At 59.7% G+C, this 16,347-nt stretch carries 14 protein-coding genes; 10 read left to right on the forward strand and 4 right to left on the reverse strand.

Going from position 1 to position 16,347, the window contains the following annotated elements; all coding sequences use genetic code 11:
- Window positions 1-54: 54 nt before the first annotated feature.
- Complete coding sequence (gene gyrA, locus I2G20_RS03805; protein WP_343070301.1) at window positions 55-2,796, reverse strand: DNA gyrase subunit A; 2,742 nt, start codon at window positions 2,794-2,796, stop codon at window positions 55-57.
- Between the two features lie 208 nt (window positions 2,797-3,004).
- On the opposite strand from gyrA, the gene I2G20_RS03810 reads away from it, so the two are divergent.
- The 6 genes from I2G20_RS03810 to I2G20_RS03835 all read left to right on the forward strand — a co-directional run bounded on the left by I2G20_RS03810 (window position 3,005) and on the right by I2G20_RS03835 (window position 8,909).
- The gene (locus I2G20_RS03810; protein WP_196258366.1) at window positions 3,005-4,195 is read left to right on the forward strand and encodes an MFS transporter; all 1,191 of its coding nucleotides are present in this window, start codon (window positions 3,005-3,007) and stop codon (window positions 4,193-4,195) included.
- A gap of 65 nt (window positions 4,196-4,260) precedes the next feature.
- Complete coding sequence (locus tag I2G20_RS03815) at window positions 4,261-4,716, forward strand: host attachment family protein (protein ID WP_196258367.1); 456 nt, start codon at window positions 4,261-4,263, stop codon at window positions 4,714-4,716.
- Between the two features lie 2 nt (window positions 4,717-4,718).
- Window positions 4,719-5,663 (forward strand): YihY/virulence factor BrkB family protein, encoded by a 945-nt coding sequence (locus I2G20_RS03820; protein WP_281389581.1) that lies wholly within the window; start codon window positions 4,719-4,721, stop codon window positions 5,661-5,663.
- An 83-nt stretch (window positions 5,664-5,746) separates the two neighbouring features.
- Window positions 5,747-8,005, forward strand: a complete 2,259-nt coding sequence (locus I2G20_RS03825) for an MMPL family transporter (RefSeq protein ID WP_196258369.1) — start codon at window positions 5,747-5,749, stop codon at window positions 8,003-8,005.
- Window positions 7,989-8,504, forward strand: a complete 516-nt coding sequence (locus I2G20_RS03830; RefSeq protein WP_196258370.1) for a hypothetical protein — start codon at window positions 7,989-7,991, stop codon at window positions 8,502-8,504. Before I2G20_RS03825 ends, I2G20_RS03830 begins: the two co-directional genes overlap by 17 nt.
- Before the next feature lie 81 nt (window positions 8,505-8,585).
- Window positions 8,586-8,909: a DUF4342 domain-containing protein gene (locus I2G20_RS03835; protein WP_196258371.1), complete on the forward strand. Its 324-nt coding sequence runs from the start codon at window positions 8,586-8,588 to the stop codon at window positions 8,907-8,909.
- A gap of 48 nt (window positions 8,910-8,957) precedes the next feature.
- Here I2G20_RS03835 and ssb read toward each other — a convergent pair whose 3' ends face one another.
- Window positions 8,958-9,434 (reverse strand): single-stranded DNA-binding protein, encoded by a 477-nt coding sequence (gene ssb, locus I2G20_RS03840; protein WP_196258372.1) that lies wholly within the window; start codon window positions 9,432-9,434, stop codon window positions 8,958-8,960.
- Window positions 9,435-9,768: 334 nt separating this feature from the next.
- Between ssb and uvrA the strand changes: the two genes are divergently transcribed.
- The 4 genes from uvrA (at window position 9,769) to trmFO (ending at window position 15,108) form a co-directional block, all read left to right on the forward strand.
- A complete protein-coding gene (uvrA, locus tag I2G20_RS03845) occupies window positions 9,769-12,663 on the forward strand; it encodes an excinuclease ABC subunit UvrA (protein WP_196258373.1) in 2,895 nt (964 codons plus the stop codon).
- A gap of 409 nt (window positions 12,664-13,072) precedes the next feature.
- Window positions 13,073-13,222 carry a DUF1127 domain-containing protein gene (locus I2G20_RS03850; protein WP_196258374.1) on the forward strand — a complete coding sequence of 50 codons (150 nt, stop codon included), beginning with the start codon at window positions 13,073-13,075 and terminating at the stop codon, window positions 13,220-13,222.
- Between the two features lie 222 nt (window positions 13,223-13,444).
- Window positions 13,445-13,594, forward strand: coding sequence for a DUF1127 domain-containing protein (locus I2G20_RS03855; RefSeq protein ID WP_196258375.1), 150 nt, complete (start codon window positions 13,445-13,447; stop codon window positions 13,592-13,594).
- 134 nt (window positions 13,595-13,728) lie between these two features.
- A complete protein-coding gene (trmFO, locus tag I2G20_RS03860; RefSeq protein WP_196258376.1) occupies window positions 13,729-15,108 on the forward strand; it encodes a methylenetetrahydrofolate--tRNA-(uracil(54)-C(5))-methyltransferase (FADH(2)-oxidizing) TrmFO in 1,380 nt (459 codons plus the stop codon).
- Here the strand turns inward: trmFO and I2G20_RS03865 are convergent.
- Together I2G20_RS03865 and I2G20_RS03870 are read right to left on the reverse strand one after the other, a co-directional pair.
- Complete coding sequence (locus I2G20_RS03865) at window positions 15,105-15,950, reverse strand: squalene/phytoene synthase family protein (protein ID WP_196258377.1); 846 nt, start codon at window positions 15,948-15,950, stop codon at window positions 15,105-15,107. The genes trmFO and I2G20_RS03865 overlap by 4 nt on opposite strands.
- Before the next feature lie 2 nt (window positions 15,951-15,952).
- Window positions 15,953-16,345 (reverse strand): Mth938-like domain-containing protein, encoded by a 393-nt coding sequence (locus tag I2G20_RS03870; protein WP_196258378.1) that lies wholly within the window; start codon window positions 16,343-16,345, stop codon window positions 15,953-15,955.
- Window positions 16,346-16,347 lie beyond the last annotated feature (2 nt).

Genomic DNA, 16,347 nt, shown 5'->3' on the forward strand with positions numbered 1-16,347 from the left:
AACCCGGGAGCTAGCCACGGCCTCCTGCCTTTGGCAAGAGGCCGCGTTATCTGCTTATTCAGCTTCAGGGTCTTCGGCACCCTCGATATCTGCGCCATCCTCGCCGTTCACAGGCTCATGGATCCGCTCGACCGAAACGACTTTCTCGTCGTCCGCCGTGCGGAAAACGGTAACGCCTTGGCTCGATCGCCCAACGATCCGGATGTCTTCGACCGGAACGCGGATCACCTGACCGCCATCGGTAACCAGCATTAGCTGGTTGTCGTCTTCCACGGGGAAAGACGCGACGAGTTCGCCATTGCGTGCATTTACAGCCATCGCGACGATGCCTTTGCCCCCACGCCCGGTAATCCGATATTCGTAGGAAGAAGTTCGCTTGCCGAAGCCGTTTTCGGAAATGGTCAGCACGAACTGTTCGGCAGCACTCATTGCCACATAACGGTCCTGCGACAGCGCGGAAGCGATCACCGGTTCCTCATCCGTCGCTTCGGCCTCGTCGAGCTCTCCCCGCACGGCACGGCTCATCTTGAGATAAGCTACGCGCTCTTCCGAGGACGCATTAAAATGCCGGAGCACGGACATCGAGATGACGGTATCGCCATCGGCGAGGTTGATACCCCGCACACCGGTGGAATCGCGGCCCTTGAAGACGCGCACATCGGTGATCGCAAAGCGGATGCACTGACCGCGCGCAGTCGTGAGCAGTATATCGTCCATCTCGCTCGCCGTCTCGACACCGACGATGCCATCGCCCTCATCGAGCTTCATGGCGATCTTGCCATTCTGGCGCACCTCGACGAAATCCGAGAGCTTGTTACGCCGCACGTTGCCACCGGTCGTGGCGAACATCACATCGAGGCTATCCCAGGTGTCCTCATCCTCGGGCAGCGGCATGATCGAGGTTATGCGCTCACCTTCTTCGAGCGGCAGCATGTTGATGAGCGCCTTGCCGCGCGCATTCGGAGCCGCGACCGGCAACCGCCAAACCTTGAGCTTGTAGACGATGCCGCGTGAAGAAAAGAACAGGACGGGTGTATGCGTGTTGGCCACGAACAGCCGTGCGACGAAGTCCTCGTCGCGCGTCGCCATGCCCGAGCGCCCCTTCCCGCCTCTGCGCTGCGCGCGATAGGTCGAAAGCGGCACGCGCTTGATGTAGCCGGCGTGGGAAACGGTGACCACCATGTCCTCGCGCGCGATGAGATCCTCATCATCGAGATCGCCGGCAAATTCATCGATCTGCGTTTTCCGCGGCGTCGCGTATTGCGTTTTGATCTCTTGAAGTTCCTCGCGAATGATATCGAGGACGCGTTGGCGCGAACGCAGGATATCGAGATAGTCCTCAATCTGGCCGCCCAGGCCGTTGAGTTCGTCCCCGATTTCATTGCGGCCTAGTGCTGTAAGGCGAGACAGCGTCAGCGCGAGGATAGCACGCGCCTGTTCATCGGACAGGCGGAACGTGCCGTCCTCGTTAACCCGGTGGCGTGGGTCGTCAATCAGCTTGATGAGATGGGCCACGTCCGCCGCCGGCCAATCCCGATCGAGCAGCTTTTCACGCGCTGTTGCAGGGTCGGGCGACGAGCGGATCAGGCGAATTACCTCATCGACATTGTTGACCGCAACCAGGAGCCCGACCAGCACATGGGCGCGGTCGCGCGCCTTGTTGAGCAGGAAACGGGCCCGCCGCGTCACAACTTCCTCGCGGAAGCGCAGGAAGGCTTCGAGGATAGCCTTAAGCGACATCAACTCCGGCTTGCCGCCGTTAAGCGCCACGAAGTTACAGCCGAATGATGTCTGGAGCATCGAGAAGCGGTAGAGCTGGTTCAGCACGACGTCCGCGACCGCATCCCGCTTGAGTTCAATCACGACCCGCATGCCCTGTCGGTCAGATTCGTCGCGAATGTCGGAAATGCCTTCGATACGCTTGTCACGCACCATCTCGGCGATCTTCTCGATCATCGTCGCCTTGTTCACCTGATAGGGAATCTCGTGAATGACCAGCGCTTCGCGCTCTTTTCGCACCTCCTCAGTGGTGACGCGGCCGCGCATCAGGACAGAGCCGCGCCCCGTCTCGTAGGCCGAGCGAATGCCGGACTTGCCGATAATGATACCGGCCGTCGGGAAATCGGGACCAGGCATGATTTCCATGAGTTCCTCGACCGTGATGTCCGCGTTGTCCATCACGGCCAGAGTGGCGTCGATCACCTCGCCCAGATTATGGCTCGGGATATTGGTCGCCATGCCCACGGCAATGCCACCACCACCATTGACCAGAAGGTTGGGAAACCTAGCGGGTAGAACCGACGGCTCGTGCTCGGAATTGTCGTAGTTGTCGCGGAAATCGACGGTGTCCTTGTCCAGGTCTTCCAGCAAAGTGCCGGTGACCTTTTCCATGCGCACTTCGGTGTACCGCATCGCGGCCGGCATATCGCCGTCGACCGAACCGAAATTGCCCTGCCCGTCGATAAGCGTGACGCGCATGGAAAAATCCTGCGCCATGCGGACGAGGGACATATAGACCGCAGAGTCCCCATGCGGGTGATATTTACCGATCACGTCACCCACGACGCGCGCCGATTTACGGTAGGGCTTGTTGTGTTCGTAGCCCTGTTCATGCATCGAATAAAGAATGCGGCGGTGCACGGGCTTGAGCCCATCCCGCACGTCCGGCAGCGCGCGGGAAACGATCACGCTCATGGCGTAATCGAGATAGGATTTCCGCATTTCGTCGGTGATGGAGATCGGGTTGATATCGGTCGGGCCGATCCCGCCGGCGTCGTTTTCAGGCGTATCTGTCACGATGCTCGTTCTGCACTATTTCTGCTGGGCGCTGGTGTATGCGATTCCGCCCGGGGATACCAGTTATTGCGGGCTCTGTGACGCACTCAAGGCACAGCGTCCACCGAAAATTTAAGCTCGCTCCTATATAGGAACGAACGCCCTTGCTCAAAACGTTTTGGTGGGTTTTATCTTTGCTTCCGTTTCTCTCCATTCGAGTCCCCGAACCATGACCGGCATAGCCGAATCGTCCCCGCTCGTCCGTCTGCCCTTCGGCCTGCGCACAGACCGAATTGCCGTTTCGGTACTGTTCCTTGTCAACGGCTTTCTTATCGGCAGTTGGGCGCCCAAGATTCCGCTGCTGATGCACCGGCTCGAGATCGGCGAAACCATCATGGGCCTGCTGATCCTCGCTTTCGGCGTCGGCTCGGTCACCATGATGCCGGTGATCGGTGCGATGACGGCCAAGTACGGATCAGCGCCGGTACTGCGTGTGGTCTCAGTCGTCGTACTGCCGCTGCTCCTTGTCATCACACTGCTGCCGGAGCTTTGGATGGTGGCGATCATCATCGTTCTGTTCGGCGGTTTTATCGGCGGCATGGACGTCGCCATGAACGCCAACGCCGTCGCCGTGGAAAAGCGTATGGCCAAGCCTATCATGTCTTCATGTCACGGCTTCTGGAGCCTCGGAGGACTGATCGGTGCCGGCTCGGGGGGGCTGCTTATCGGAACCTTCGGAGAGATCGGGCACGCCATAATCTTCACCATCGCCGCGACCCTCGCGATCGTACTGATACTGCCATGGATCGCGCGCGACCATACGACCGCAGCGACGCGGGAGGCCACGCCCCTGCGATTTCCACGCTCGCCACTCCCCTATCTCGTGGGACTTATGGCGCTGTTTTCCATGCTGCCGGAGGGCACGATCCTCGACTGGTCTGCCCACTTCCTGCAAAAAGAACTTGATGCCAGCATCGAAAAGGCGGCCCTTGGCTTTGCCGCCTTTTCCGGCACGATGGCGGTCATGCGTTTCCTGGGCGACGCCATTCGCGAAAGGCTGGGCGCGATACTGACGCTACGCATTTGCACCGGAATAGCTATGATCGGCATGGTGATCGGCTCCCTCGCGCCTACCGCCGACCTGGCAATCGCGGGCTTTGCCTTTGCCGGCCTCGGTATTGCCAACATGGTCCCGATTGCATTTTCGGCAGCCGGCAACCTGCCCGGCGTACCTGCCGGCATCGGATTGTCCATCGTGACCGTCATGGGATATTCGGGCATTCTGGTTGCGCCCTCGGTCATTGGGTTTCTCGCCGAACGCGTGGGTTTTTCGCCCGTCCTTTTGGGGGTTACATCACTGCTGCTCGTTCCGCTTCTCCTGTCGCGCCTTGGGAAGTACGCAGACTTCACCTCGGGTTGAATCAATCCCGGAACACCATGCCCGGCACGCGAGTTTCCCAAGCAAAGCAACAATGGAGCCGCCAAATGCAGGAAATGGATTTCCAGGTCGACAACAAGGTTTGGGTTCTGGTCGCCGACGGGGAAAAAGCCCTGTTCTTCGAGAATGCCGGTACTCGCAAACAACCCGACTTCAAGGTCGTTCGGGAAATGGAACAGGAAAATCCGGCGACCCGCGATCAAGGTACCGACGCGCCCGGCAGGATGTACGACTCAGGACCAAGCCAGAGGAGCGCGATGGAACAAACCGACTGGCATCGGTTGGCCGAGGAGCGTTTCGCTCGCGATGCCGCCGACCTGCTCTATCGGTTCGCAACCCAAAACCGCTTCAAGCAAATCGTCCTGTGTGCAGCCCCGCGCATCCTGGGAGAGTTGCGCAAGGAACTCCATTCCATGGTATCTGACCGTGTGATCGGAGAAGTCCCCAAAACGCTTACCAACCATCCGGTTGATCAGATCGAACGCATACTGAGCGCGGGCTGATTATGAGCTCGGCCGAGGGTCAAAAGGCGAGATCGCCGACCCGGATCGGCTGGCGGGGCTGGACAGCCACCGTTTGGCGGGTGACGCGCGCCATGTCGGACAAAGACACCTCGCTCCGCTGCGCAGGTGTAGCGTTTTTCGGCTTTCTCTCCATCTTTCCCGCCATCGCCATCATGGTGCTTTTGGTCGGAATCTTCGGTGACCACGCCGTGCTGAGATCCGAGATCGAGCGCCTTGGCGCTCTCATGCCGGACATATCGTTTGCGGTGATTGTCAACCAGCTCGATTCGGTGATGCGCCAGCCGCCGGCGGGGTTGGGCATCGGTTTGGCGGTTTCGATCGTCGTGGCCTTATGGAGCGGATCCCGCGGTGTCGACGCTCTGATGTACGCCAGTTCGGTCGCTTATCATGAAAAGGACGAGAGGAGCTTTATGCGCTCCGTCCTGATTTCCTTCGCCGTGACCGTATGCGGCGCTCTGTTCATGATCGTTGCGCTTGCGCTGGTTGCCGCTATCCCGATCATCACCTCCCTCTCCCCTATCCCCGGAACCGGCGAGCGCCTCGCTCTGCTTTTGCGCTGGCCTGCGCTGCTGGCGCTATCTATCGTGGCCTTTTCACTCCTCTACCGCTTTACCGCCAGTCGCAAGGCAGCAAAGTTTCGCTGGATTTGGCCCGGAGCGACGCTGGCATCAGTCCTCTGGCTGGGCGCGTGCCTCTTGTTTTCGTTGTATGTCGAATACTTCGGGGAATTCGAAGCCACATTCGGCTCGCTCGCCGCTGCGGTGGTATTGCTGTTCTGGCTCTATATCTCTGCGCTTATATTCGTCCTCGGCGCAGTCCTGAACGCAGAACTCGAATTGCAGACCTCCGTCGACACAACCGTGGGCCCCGAGAAACCCCTCGGGGATCGCGGGGCTTACGTCGCCGATCATTTTGTTGACCGTTAGGCTCTCAACCGTTCTGGACGGCGGGTTTGCAACTGGTTACCAGTTCTCGACAGGTCGGCTGAGAATCGCGGAGGGGGAGTTTCGTGTCCATCGGCTTTGGTCTGGAGCGTCTGGGGCTGGTCACGTTGCGCTATCCGCGCCTCGTCGCCCTGCTCGTCTTCGTCTTCACCGCGCTGTGCGGTTACCAAGCCAGCAGATTTTCGATCGATGGCGACCTGCTGCGGCTCTATCGCGGATCCGGGGCCGAGTTCGACCGATATATGGAATTGGGCGAAACGTTCGGGACGTTCGAGAACGACGTCTATCTCCTCGTTTCATCCCCCGACCTGACCGATCCCGCCGTGCTCGAGGACCTGCGCTTTCTCGCTTTCGAGCTGGAGCTCGAACCGTTTGCTGCCGGTACGCTTTCGCCCTTCTCGCTGCGCAAGCCCGTGGAACAAGGCGTCACCCTTCCGGCCGTACCCGAGGACCTGGATACTGCCGACGAGGTTGACACCGCACTATCAGTGCTTCGCCAAACCGATCCCTTGATGCGCAATCTCATCATGGAGGGCAACTCCGGGCTCGTAATGATCATGTTCCCTGACCCCGAAATGGTTCGGGCCCACGGCGATACAGCGATGATCGCTTCGCTGCGCGCGTTGGTCTCGACCTACCAGGCGCCCAACATTCGGATCGAGTTGACCGGCCCGCCTGTCTGGAAGGGCGAACTGCTACGCGCCGCTCTCAACGATCAGCTTATGTTCATGGGGATCGGGGTATTGCTAGGGTTCCTAACAGCACTCCTCGCCTTCCGCACCTTCTGGGGCGCGCTTCTGGCGACGCTTGCCCCGGCAATCACGGCACTCTGGGTAACCGGCTGCATTATCCTCATTTTCGGCGCCTTCACGTTCCTCACCAATATAATCTCTGCTCTGGTCCTGGTTATCGCCTTCGCCGAGAGCATGTACTTCTGCTTTTACTGGTTGCGGCTGTGGCAGGCTGGCGCCGATCCGAAAGAAGCGCTTTCGGAAACGGTGAAAAAGGTCAGCCCGGCTTGCGCGCTTACCGCGATCACCACAATTGTCGCCTTCTTGACGCTGGCACTGGCGCCAGGACAGGGTTTGCAGGAATTTGCCATCTCCGGCGCGATCGGCATGGCCATCGCGTTCGTCGCCCTCGTTACCTTCCTGCCGTTGTCTCTTCTGGTGGCACTCTGGTTTGGCTACAGCACGCGCCGGGCGCCTTCGGTAGCGCTTACCGCACCAATTCCCTTGGTTCGTCGCCTTGTCCGCGCGGCGCCGCGGCGCATAGCCATCCTGTCGCTGATTGCGGCAGCCATGCTCCTCGTTCCCCACGTCCTGCTCGAGCCGCGGTTCTCGTTTCAGGATTACCTGCCCCGCGGCAGCGACTCCCTGCAGACCAGCCAGCGGATCGATACCGGCGTCGGCGGTGTCGCCCCCGTCTACATCAGAATCCCCCTTTCAGGCGGAATCGAGGAAATGTCCGATGACGATTTCGCTTTGGTAGAGCTTGTCCACGGGCTTGCCGAGGAGCACTTCGGCAGGGGAAAGGTAATTTCGGCCGCGAGCTTCAGGCACTATTCGGAGTCCGGCTTCTCCCGCCAGCAAATCCTCGGGTCGGTCAGCCCCTTCCTCCAGCGGCGCTTCCTGAGTGAAGACGGTACTGAGGCGATGATAACCGCGTTCTCGCCCACATCCCAGGATGCCAGCCAGACGCAAAGCGTTATCGAGGCCGTTCGCGCCGATCTTGCCCGGGCCGGCTTGACCGATGTCGAAATATCCGGCTTCAGGGTGCTGACGGCCTACGCCACCATCTCCATGATCTCGACACTCCAGCTCAGTCTCGGGCTAGCAGTGCTGGCATCGGTCCTTTTGATCGGCATTGCGTTCCGCTCTTGGAAGATCGCGCTGGTCTCGCTTATTCCAAACGCCCTGCCCATCCTCATCACGGAAGCCATCCTTTATTCATCAGGCATTCAGTTGCAGTTGACCACTGTCATTTCGCTGACGGTCGCTTTCGGTATTGCTGTGGACGACACCATTCATTTTCTCGCCCATTACGTCCGCGCTCGCGAGCGCGGCGCCTCTGTTGCGGATGCTGTCGATTCGACGCTCGATCGCGTGGGACCTGCGCTGATCGCCACCACGCTGATCCTTATTGCGGGCTGCGCGGTATTGATGATATCGGCGCTGCCGCAGGTGGCATTGTTTGGGATGCTGACGGTGATTTCTCTGCTCGCAGCGCTGATCGGAGACCTTGTGGTCCTGCCGGCACTGCTGATTGGCGGGGGACGCCTCTATAAACGCTGGAGCGATAGAACAAATGAAGCGACTGCTTAGCCTTGCCTTGATGGTCCTTGCGGCCCTGCCGATTGCGCTGCCAGCCGGCGCGGCGCAGGCAGACGTAGAACTCTTGAAAAGCTACGTCGGTGAATGGCGCGGCCGTGGAACCGCAATGTTTGCCGCAACTGGCCAGAACGAAACGGTCGTCTGCCGCATGTCGGTGTCCGATTCCGATCTAACTAAGGTTGCCATCGAAGGTCGCTGCACACTGGCCGGCCGCACCCTGGCAATCGCCGGCACGGTTGCCTTCGTCGAGACGGCCAACCGCTACGAAGCCATAATGTCCTCCGTGGCGAGCTTCCAAGGTGTCGCCATCGGCCAACGCCGCGGTAGCGACATCGCTTTCAATCTCGTTGATCGCAACCATGAGCGTGGCGAACACCGTATTGATGCCGATCTGTCCTTACGCGGGAGCGAAATCCATCTCGATTTCAAGATTACCCACGTCGCGTCGGGTGCCAGCACGACCGCACGGATTCCGTTCGTGGCGCAATAGCCGCCTTCCATCTTGATTTGCGTCAACGCGCACATCACTTCAAGGGCAATAGATGCCCTTGCCGCCAGATGGAGTGCGAAGATGGAAGACGATGACAAGAAGTCCCGGACCTTTACCGAAGAAATCGAGATTGCCGGTCACCAGTTGATTGAGCGTCTCAAGGAATTGATCGCAGAAGGTAACGTACGCACGGTGCGCTTGAAAACCGAGAGCGGCGACAGCTTTCTCGAAATTCCGCTGACCGCCGGCGCAATTGCTGGTGGCGTGGTGGTTCTTGCGGCACCCTGGCTTGCTGCGATTGGGGCCATCGCCGCACTGGCTACCCGCGTCAAAATCGAGGTTGTCCGCAATCGTGACGATCTCGATGACGAACCGCCGAGCACCGGGCCGTCAGAAGAACAATAGGCTCTGAACAAAAAAAAGGCGGCACCGAGGCCGCCTTTTCCGTTTCGATTAGAACGGAATGTCGTCGTCCATCCCGCCCGACTCGAACGCCGGGGCGCTTTGCGGCCGGCCGCGGTTCTCCACGGGCCGCCCCCCGCCCTGGTTGTAGCCCCCGCTTGCACCTTCCCCCTCCCCGCGTCCGTCGAGCATGGTGAGCGTGGCGTTGAATCCCTGCAGAACGATTTCAGTCGTATAGCGGTCCTGCCCACCCTGATCCTGCCATTTACGGGTCTGCAGTTGCCCCTCGATGTAAACCTTGGCGCCTTTGCGCAGAAACTGCTCGGCGACACGCACCAGCCCTTCCGAAAAGATCACCACCCGGTGCCATTCGGTGCGCTCGCGCTGTTCCCCGCTGTTGCGGTCCTTCCAACGCTCGGAAGTCGCTATCGAGAGCTGAGCAACCTTGCCGCCATTGGTCAGGCTACGGATTTCAGGATCTGCTCCCAGATTTCCCACCAGAATGACCTTGTTGACGCTACCAGACATCGTAAACCTCTAATGTTTTTCCGATCGGCATTATATGGCCTAACCCTGCTCCAATCCGCCTACCGTTCTGCTTTTACACAGATGATCGGATTGGTGCAAATACACATGTTCCTATTATGTTCGATTTTCAGCGCTTTTAACGGCACGGATCGGGCACCATAAACACCATTGACGGAATCAAATCGTTCTCTTTATGTTCTAGCCGTGTAAATTCAATTCGCCGCATCGCCTTGCGGTGTCTGGTGGTTGTGCTTATGTGAGCCGGGCGCGCCCGTGGCGTCCCGTATCATCTCCCGAATTTATTTCGCTGCTGCTTTTGCCTGGACCGCATATAATGACGGACTTATCCAATCCCAATCGTGACATCGTCATCCGCGGTGCCAAGGAACACAACCTCAAGAATATCGACGTGCGGCTACCGCGCGACAAACTCATCGTGATGACGGGCCTGTCGGGTTCAGGCAAGTCCTCTCTCGCCTTCGACACCATCTACGCGGAGGGGCAGCGCCGCTACGTGGAAAGCCTTTCGGCCTACGCCCGCCAGTTCCTCGAAATGATGCAAAAGCCTGATGTCGAACAGATCGACGGTCTGTCGCCAGCCATCTCGATCGAACAGAAGACGACGTCGCGAAACCCTCGCTCCACGGTGGGTACTGTCACGGAAATTTATGACTATCTGCGCCTGCTCTTCGCGCGGGTGGGTATCCCCTATTCCCCGGCGACAGGCCTGCCCATCGAAAGCCAGACGGTTTCGCAGATGGTCGACAAGGTGCTGGCGCTTGAAGAAGGCACGCGGCTCTACCTCCTTGCCCCCATTGTCCGTGGGCGCAAGGGCGAATATCGCAAGGAACTTGCAGACCTTCTCAAGAAGGGCTTCCAGCGCGTCAAGATCGATGGACAATTCTATGAGATCGAGGAAGCCCCGGCCCTCGACAAGAAACTCAAACACGATATCGAGGTCGTCGTCGATCGCATCGTCGTCAATCCCGATATTTCCAGCCGTCTGGCCGAAAGCTTCGAGACTGCGCTGCGGCTGGCCGATGGCATCTCCATCGCCGAATTCGCCGATCGGACCGTCGAGGATGGTGCCCCTGAACGCCTGACCTTTTCGGAAAAATTCGCCTGCCCGGTTTCCGGCTTCACCATTGCAGAAATCGAGCCGAGGCTTTTCTCTTTCAACAACCCCTTCGGCGCCTGCCCCGTCTGCTCGGGATTGGGCACAGAAGCCAAGATCGATCCCGACCTTGTCGTGCCCGATCCTTCGCTTTCGCTGCGCGATGGCGCGGTCGCGCCGTGGTCGAAAACGTCTTCGCCCTATTATCTGCAGACTCTGCAGGCCGTGACCCGGCACTTCAAGGCTTCGACAGGCACCGCTTGGCAGGATCTTCCCTTTGAAGTGCAGCACGCGGTCCTCTTTGGCACCGACAAGACGTCGATCGAGTTCGTCTATGACGACGGTCTGCGCAAATACACGACCAAAAAGCCCTTCGAAGGCGTGGTGGGCAATCTCGAACGCCGCTATCGCGAGACCGAATCCTCTGCTGCACGCGAGGAAATCGAGCGCTATATGTCCGCCGCTCCCTGCCCTGCTTGCAACGGCTACCGCCTCAAGCCGGAAGCGCTCGCGGTCAAGATCGCCGGACATCATGTCGGTGAGGTCGCCAACCTCTCGATCCGTGCTGCAGCCGACTGGTTCGAGGCCTTGCCCGGCAAGCTCAATGAGACCCAGCGCGCCATTGGCGAGCGGGTCTTGAAGGAGATACGCGAGCGCCTGACGTTTCTGAACGATGTCGGCCTCGAATATCTGACGCTTTCGCGTAATTCCGGCTCGCTCTCGGGCGGTGAAAGCCAGCGTATCCGCCTTGCCAGCCAGATCGGCTCAGGACTGACGGGCGTGCTCTATGTGCTGGATGAACCCTCGATCGGCCTGCATCAGCGCGACAATGCACGCCTCCTCGACACCTTGCGCCGGCTGCGTGACCTCGGCAACACCGTGATCGTCGTCGAGCACGATGAGGACGCCATTCTCACAGCCGACCATGTGCTCGACATCGGCCCGGGCGCCGGCGTTCATGGAGGACAGATCGTTGCGCAGGGCACGCCGGAAGACATTCTCGAGCATCCTGACAGCATCACCGGACAGTATCTCTCCGGCCGCATGGGCATTTCCGTCCCCGCAGACCGCCGCAAGCCCAAGAAGGGTCGGAAGATCAGCCTTGTCGGCGCCGCTGGCAACAACCTCAAGAACGTCTCGGTCGATATCCCGTTGGGGCTTTTCGTGGCTGTTACCGGCGTTTCGGGCGGCGGCAAGTCTACGCTGACCATCGATACACTCTATCAGGCTGTCGCGCGGCGGCTCAACGGCGCGCGCGTTCATCCCGCGCCTCATGAAAGTCTCACCGGCCTCGAATTTCTCGACAAGGTCATCGATATCGACCAGAGCCCTATCGGGCGCACCCCGCGCTCGAACCCAGCAACCTATACCGGCGCCTTCACCCATATTCGCGAGTGGTTCGCCAATATGCCTGAGTCCAAGGCGCGCGGTTATGGCCCGGGGCGGTTCTCGTTCAACGTCAAAGGTGGGCGCTGCGAAGCCTGCCAGGGCGATGGCGTCATCAAGATCGAGATGCACTTCCTCCCCGATGTTTATGTCACCTGTGACGTATGCAAGGGTCACCGATACAACCGGGAGACGCTCGAGGTCCACTTCAAGGGCAAGTCTATCTCGGACGTGCTGGACATGACCGTGGATGAAGGCGCTGAATTCTTCTCGGCTGTTCCCGTCATCCGCGACAAGCTCGTGACGCTCCAGCGCGTCGGGCTCGGCTACGTCAAGATTGGCCAGCAGGCGACGACTCTATCGGGCGGCGAGGCGCAGCGGGTCAAGCTCGCCAAGGAACTTTCCAAGCGCGCCACGGGGCGCACGCTCTACGTGCTCGATGAGCCAACGACTGGCCTGCACTTCCACGACGTAGCAAAGCTGCTCGAAGTGCTGCAGGAACTCGTCGAGACGGGCAACACCGTGATCGTCATCGAGCACAACCTGGAAGTAATAAAGACAGCCGATTGGATCATCGACCTCGGCCCGGAAGGGGGCGATGGCGGCGGCGAGATCGTCGCCGTCGGCACACCCGAGGAAGTTGCAGAGAACCCCCGCTCGCATACCGGCCGGTTTCTCAAGGAAGTCATGAGCCGCAGGCCGCTGCGGATGGGAACGGCCGCGCAATAAGCCGGCCGTCTTCGGCAATATGGCGGAAGCGTAAGGGTTGCATGCGTGCCCCGCATAGGCGCCTTGCGCTGCCTCCGATTCTCATGTCCGCGATTCTCGCCTATCTTTCGATTCTCGAGCCAGCCCCTAAAGGAGGACTCGATGTTCGTAAGAATCGTTTGGAGCGACCGACCTGGCCCCAAGCGGGTCCCACACCATTGGGGCCGCATCCGTCACGTACCGCGAACGGACACCGATGACCTTGGCGTTCCTGCTACCGATTTCCCGCGTATGACCAAGGGCCTATTCGACCGGCCCGAATAGCCCTCCTTTCGGTATGCGGGTGATGCATATCGGCCTTGTCAAAAGACGACTAGATAAGTCGGCTATTGCAGCCTATATCCCGCTCAACAACGAAAGGAGACAAGTAATGGGTATCCGCAAGACGCTTCAGAAGTGGGCCGCCTACAACCAGACCGTGCGTGAACTGAACGCCCTGGGCAACCGCGAACTCACCGACCTCGGCATTTCCCGTGGCGACATCGAACGTATCGCCCGCGACCATGCCAACCGCATCTGACTTCGGTTTAACGACCTCCAATTCCAAAAACTGAAAAAGGCATCCACCCGGATGCCTTTTTTGTTTGTGGCTAGGCCACAGCGCCGCCGCATATATTAACAGAATATGACGCAAACTATTGCCAGACCTGCAGAAATTGCAAACCTGCTCTGAGGAATCTCCCTCTGCTCAATTTCGCTGAAGCGTTCTATCTAGAGGGTGTAAATCGAAAGGAGAAAACCGATGGACATCCGCAAGACCTTCAAGAAGTGGTCGGCCTACAGCCAGACCGTTCGTGAACTCAATGCACTGGGCAACCGTGAACTCAACGATCTCGGTATCAATCGCGCCGACATTCAGCGTATTGCCCGTGAACATGCCAGCTCCCTTTAAGTCGGCACCGTTTGCAAACCAAAGCATCTGAAAGGCACCCTCCAACGGGTGCCTTTCTCGCGTTTGGGCATGGTTGCCCTCGACAGGACGACGGCTTATAGGCAGGGCCTAAGCCAATCAGTCCGGAACCACCAATGAATAAAGTGCATGTCGTCGGCGGAGGCCTCGCCGGATCGGAAGCCGCATGGCAGATCGCCCAAGCCGGCGTCGATGTGGTGCTGCACGAAATGCGCCCCATCCGCTCGACCGATGCGCATCATACCGACGATTTCGCTGAACTCGTCTGCTCGAACAGCTTCCGTTCCGACGACCACGAGCACAATGCCGTGGGCCTGCTGCATGAGGAAATGCGGCGGGCAGGCTCGCTCATCATGCGCTGTGCCGATGCCCATGCGCTCCCGGCGGGTGGAGCGCTGGCCGTCGATCGCGATGGCTTTTCGCGCAGCGTGACCGATGCTCTTTCTTCCCATCCTCAAATCACCATCGAACGCGAGGAAGTGGCGGGGCTACCGCCTGCCGAATGGGACAACGTCATTATCGCCACCGGCCCGCTGACCTCGCCAGCCCTGGCCGACGCCGTCGGCAAACTGACCGGCGAAGACTCCTTGGCATTTTTCGACGCGATTGCCCCCATCGTCCATTATGACAGCATCAATATGGATATCGTTTGGGCGCAATCGCGCTACGACAAGCCAGGTCCGGCGGGCACGGGGGCGGACTACCTCAACTGCCCGATGACGGAAAAGCAGTACAACGCTTTCGTCGATGCGCTGCTCTCGGCACCCCTGCACGAATTCAAGGAATGGGAAAAAGTGCCCTATTTCGACGGCTGCCTGCCCATAGAGGTTATGGCCGAGCGCGGCCGTGAAACTCTCCGACACGGCCCTATGAAGCCTGTCGGTCTCACCAATCCGCGCGATCCCAACAACAAGCCCCATGCGATCGTCCAGCTCCGACAGGACAACGCTCTGGGCACGCTCTGGAACATGGTCGGCTTTCAAACCAAGATGCGGTACGGCGTACAAACGGATATTTTCCGCATGATTCCGGGCCTCGAAAACGCGCAGTTCGCTCGTCTTGGAGGCCTGCACCGCAACACGTTTCTCAATTCTCCGAAGGTGCTAAGGCCCGACCTCAAACTCAAGGCAGATCCGCGGCTACGCTTTGCAGGACAGATTACAGGCGTAGAGGGCTATGTCGAAAGCGCGGCGATGGGCCTTGTTGCAGGCCGCTTCGCCGCTGCCGAAGCAAAAGGCGAACAGATATCCCTGCCACCCGTAACGACCGCGTTCGGTGCGCTGGTCCAGCACATCACGGGCGGACACGTCGAAGCGGAAGCCTATTCCGGTGCGCGCTCTTTCCAGCCCATGAACGTCAATTTCGGTCTCTTCCCTCCTGTGACCATCTCAAAGCCGGACGGACACAAGGGCCGCTGGCGCGGACCAGACAAGGCGATGGCCAAGAAACGAGCATTCACGTCGCGGGCGCTTAATGACCTTGCCGGCTGGCTCTAGCCATTCCGCAGGGCCCACCACATCAGCCTGGTCAACCGTAAGAACGGAACCGGTGCAGCCATGGGTACAAACGGCGCCTCGTGGCGTGCCAGCCGAGCCAGATCGTCCTCCACCAATGCCAGGGACGCAAAAGCGGGCCTTGAGGCCTTTGGCGCTACACCCATGGCCGAACGGACTTTTTGCGCGTGATGATGGGCAAGCTCGCGGAATTGCGTGATAGCATTCCTGAGTTCGGGACTGTCCGTTCCAGCATAAATATCGGCCTCCCTCACGCCGTTGGCCGTGAATACGGAAAGCGGCAGGAAAAGCTGACCGCGCGCGGCATTGTAACCGAACGCGCGCAGATGTCCGGCCAGCGCAACAGCAACGCCAAGATGCCCGGCAGCCTCCGCGGCACTCGTCGCTTCGTCGCCTGACAGGATCATCGCAGCGTATTGGAATAGCACTGAAACCGTTTCGCCTGCATAGCCTTCGAACTGCCCGGCATCGGGCATCGGATCGTTGTAAAGGTCGAACCGCCGCGCCGCGAGAAGCCGCACCAGCGGCCCGACCGGCAGCGCACACCGCTTGATGGTCTTGAGCAGAGCGTCGGCGACCGGGTTGCGCACCACATCGCCATGCCCCTCACCTTCGAGGGCATCGACCCACCATTGGAGCCGGATTTCTCCCGGCGTGGGTTCGGAAACACGCTCGCGAACGGTCGCAACTTCGGCGGCGAACGCAAACAGCGCCTGCACGTCGGCGCGCTTCTCAGCCGGGATGACAAGGCTTGACAGATAACGGTCGGGATCGAGTTCGCGCAGTTGCGCCGCAGCAAGGGCGTGGCTTTCCCCGCCTTCCACTGCTAGCGCGCCTTTTCGACGGCGATGAGCGCTGCGCCGACAGAGCGTTTTTCGGCAAGGAGCACGTTATAGGTCCGCACCGCGCTACCCGTCGACACCGCCTCGACAATGACGCCCTTTTCCTTGAACGCTGCCCGGATCTCCGGCGCGAGAGCAGCGATATCGGGCCCAAGCCCGATCAGCAGCACATCGATCTCGTCTGCCACGGCCAATGCTCGCTGGAGTGCATCAAGCGACACATCGGCGGCCGATTGGGCCGCCCAGGCGTACATCCCACCGGGAAGACAGATTAGCGAGCCTTTGTGCGACATGTCGGCGAACCGGAATCCGCCGTCGCCATAGGCGTCGATCGTCGCCTGGTAGGGATAATGCCCCTGCCCCGCTTCCCATGTCATCG

Source organism: Pelagibacterium limicola, assembly GCF_015694405.1.
In the GTDB taxonomy this organism is placed as follows: domain Bacteria; phylum Pseudomonadota; class Alphaproteobacteria; order Rhizobiales; family Devosiaceae; genus Pelagibacterium; species Pelagibacterium limicola.

Excerpts from the sequence above, each read along its gene's own strand:
- ssb (WP_196258372.1), bottom strand. The coding sequence starts at position 9,434 with ATGTCTGGTAGCGTCAACAAGGTCATTCTGGTGGGAAATCTGGGAGCA.
- I2G20_RS03820 (WP_281389581.1), top strand. The coding sequence starts at position 4,719 with ATGAGCTCGGCCGAGGGTCAAAAGGCGAGATCGCCGACCCGGATCGGC.
- I2G20_RS03815 (WP_196258367.1), top strand. The coding sequence starts at position 4,261 with ATGCAGGAAATGGATTTCCAGGTCGACAACAAGGTTTGGGTTCTGGTC.
- I2G20_RS03870 (WP_196258378.1), bottom strand. The coding sequence starts at position 16,345 with ATGACATGGGAAGCGGGGCAGGGGCATTATCCCTACCAGGCGACGATC.
- I2G20_RS03850 (WP_196258374.1), top strand. The coding sequence starts at position 13,073 with ATGGGTATCCGCAAGACGCTTCAGAAGTGGGCCGCCTACAACCAGACC.
- uvrA (WP_196258373.1), top strand. The coding sequence starts at position 9,769 with ATGACGGACTTATCCAATCCCAATCGTGACATCGTCATCCGCGGTGCC.
- I2G20_RS03830 (WP_196258370.1), top strand. The coding sequence starts at position 7,989 with ATGAAGCGACTGCTTAGCCTTGCCTTGATGGTCCTTGCGGCCCTGCCG.
- I2G20_RS03835 (WP_196258371.1), top strand. The coding sequence starts at position 8,586 with ATGGAAGACGATGACAAGAAGTCCCGGACCTTTACCGAAGAAATCGAG.
- I2G20_RS03855 (WP_196258375.1), top strand. The coding sequence starts at position 13,445 with ATGGACATCCGCAAGACCTTCAAGAAGTGGTCGGCCTACAGCCAGACC.
- I2G20_RS03810 (WP_196258366.1), top strand. The coding sequence starts at position 3,005 with ATGACCGGCATAGCCGAATCGTCCCCGCTCGTCCGTCTGCCCTTCGGC.
- trmFO (WP_196258376.1), top strand. The coding sequence starts at position 13,729 with ATGAATAAAGTGCATGTCGTCGGCGGAGGCCTCGCCGGATCGGAAGCC.